We start from the raw sequence: 2,342 nt of genomic DNA on the forward strand, positions 1-2,342 counted from the left end.
GATGGTAGCCATCTCTCCACTTCTCCTTGTTCGTGCAGCCTCATCCGGTCAACGAAGGGCTCGGATACCGTTCAAGTTTTGAGAGAAATGCTGGCGGGACCTATCTACATCACAGGCTCAGGGCCTCAGGTCGAATACGGGTTGCCCGCCAGCAGTGGCGGAAGGGTAGCAAATCCTTCCGCCGGAGAGACACAAGGTCGAATTAGCCGAAGGCGTAATCCGACAGCCGACCTGGCAATCGAGCCTACCGATGTGCCGGATTACGCCTTTCAGGCTCTCTGTGCCCTTGGGTGAATTCGACCTACGAGAGCGTTTGCGCTCCGTGGGTCTTAATCTTTCCAGGGCAATGTATAGGGCAGGGTGCCGAGCTGGCTGTTTAGCGGTTGCTCGTCCTTGAACAGCACACCGTCAGTATCGCGGCGCAGTACCACCAGTGCGCTGTGCCCGGCATGATTGCGGGCGCTGCTGACCACTTCACCGGCAGCCTTGCCGTCGCTGTTGCGAAGCGTCTCGCCGGGTGCCAGGTCCACCTCGGCGGTGTAATCAATGCGCTGCATGCGCTGCTTGAGTTTGCCCTTGAAGTGCATGCGCGCGACCACTTCCTGGCCGGTGTAGCAGCCTTTCTTGAAATTCACCCCGGCGGTGACGTCGTAGTTGAGTACCTGGGGCAGAAACAGGTCTTCTGCGCCGGGATAGACCATGCCTTCGCCCGCGTCGATGTCGGCTTGCCGCCAGCCGTTGGCATTGGTGGCGGTACGGTCCTGAACGAGCACGGTCCAGACGGATTCGGCCTGTTCGGTGTCGGTGATCAGCAGGGCGTGATCCGTATTGGGGTAACGCAACCAGAGGCCCTGGCCGTTACGTCCGCTCTGGCCGGGTTCGGGCGAGGTGGCAGGCAAGGCGCCGCTCAGCCCTATTATCACCGCCTGCTCGTCGACCTGAAATTCCACCTTGGCGCGCAGACGGTACTTCATCAGCGACTTGATCACCGCCTCGCTTTGCCCGGCGGGGCAGAGCATCAGGTAGTCATCACCGTCTCGCACGATGCGTACGCTGACCAGCCCGCGGCCTTTCAGGCTCAGGTGCATGCCGGTGAGGTGGCTGCCGTTATCCACTTCGTGCAGGTCGCAGGAAAGCTGGCCTTGCAGGTAATGGCCGGCCTCGTCGCCGTGGGCGCGGATGACGGCCAGGTGGTCGCATTGACTCAATGTCGCTGCATTATCCGTCGCGGCGTGGTCGGCCAGGGATTGGGCGGCAATAAACTCGGACCAGCTCATGGGGCTCCTGTCATCGTAGCGTGTGACTTGGTGTGCGACTCCGGGGGAGTCGAGAAATCATCAGGCATGATAGATAATGCGCGCACAGCCTGAAAGCCATAGGTGGTAATTGGCGCAAGACGCCGGAGTTTCTGATCAGGATAGTGCAGAAATGAGTAATGAAGACCTGAAACGTAAATATCGCTGGCAGTGCCGTCGGGGCGCGTCGGAAGTGGAGGTGGTGCTGTATGGCTACCTGGATAATCACTTCGATGCGGAACCGGCGGAGCGCCAGGCCCAGTTCGCTACCTTGCTGGCCTGTGAGGATGCGGACATGTTCGAGTGGTTTACCTACCGCAGTGAGCCTGCGGACCCGCAGTTAAACGAGTATGTGCGCCATGTCCTCGGCCTGGTCTCCGCGAAGAAAGGTTGAGCTCGCCGCTTCCCGCTATCCGGCGCGCCTGCGCTGGTTGGCGGCGTTGCTGGTGGTGCCGGCCATTGTGCTGTCGCAATTGCCGGGCTGGGCCATGTTGCTGTTGCTCGGGGCGCTGGTCGTGTTGGTGCGGGGCTGGCGCCTTCCCCAGCCGGTGGCATTGGAACTGCACGCGCAGACGTTGACGGTAACGGGCCAGCACACTCAGGTGATGGAGCGCCCTCTGCGGGTTATTCGCCATGGCCCCTGGCTGGCTATGCAAACGCCGAAGGGCTGGTTGCATGTGTTCGAGGACCAGGCGCCGGTGGCAAAGTTGCAGCCGTTTTATCAGTGGTTATGGACGAACAGGAAACACAGTTGACAGTTGATAGTGGACAGTTAACAGCTAAAAGCCGCGATTAATGGAGTGCCCCCGATTTAGTAGACACCTAATGATTAAACGGTCGCAGCATAGGCACTGGGGGAAACTCCTCCCAGTGCCATGTGCCGACGCACATTGGGATAGTACTGGTCCGTATAGTAACGAACTTCGCTCGCCATTTCGTCTCGGCCTATCTCTCCAAGAGGGCGAGTCCACTCCTTTTTTAGCAAGGCAAAGACACTCTCGGCACAAGCATTGTCCCAGCAGTTGCCGCGCCGGGACATGCTGATGG

Annotated in this window: 4 protein-coding genes; 2 read left to right on the plus strand and 2 right to left on the minus strand. The window is 59.8% G+C overall.

The annotated features are described in order from the left end of the window. Positions 1–329: 329 nt before the first annotated feature. Positions 330–1,277, minus strand: coding sequence for a folate-binding protein YgfZ (locus tag A3730_RS17980; protein ID WP_063521269.1), 948 nt, complete (start codon positions 1,275–1,277; stop codon positions 330–332). Positions 1,278–1,428: 151 nt separating this feature from the next. On the opposite strand from A3730_RS17980, the gene A3730_RS17985 reads away from it, so the two are divergent. Beyond that, positions 1,429–1,689 (plus strand): succinate dehydrogenase assembly factor 2, encoded by a 261-nt coding sequence (locus A3730_RS17985; protein ID WP_063521270.1) that lies wholly within the window; start codon positions 1,429–1,431, stop codon positions 1,687–1,689. Further along, positions 1,655–2,050 (plus strand): hypothetical protein, encoded by a 396-nt coding sequence (locus tag A3730_RS17990; protein ID WP_231880729.1) that lies wholly within the window; start codon positions 1,655–1,657, stop codon positions 2,048–2,050. The genes A3730_RS17985 and A3730_RS17990 overlap by 35 nt, the downstream gene beginning before the upstream one ends. A 74-nt stretch (positions 2,051–2,124) precedes the next feature. Here A3730_RS17990 and A3730_RS29815 read toward each other — a convergent pair whose 3' ends face one another. Then, positions 2,125–2,280 (minus strand): hypothetical protein, encoded by a 156-nt coding sequence (locus A3730_RS29815; RefSeq protein ID WP_369819091.1) that lies wholly within the window; start codon positions 2,278–2,280, stop codon positions 2,125–2,127. Positions 2,281–2,342: the final 62 nt, after the last annotated feature.

It is taken from the genome of Alcanivorax sp. HI0044, from assembly GCF_001634945.1.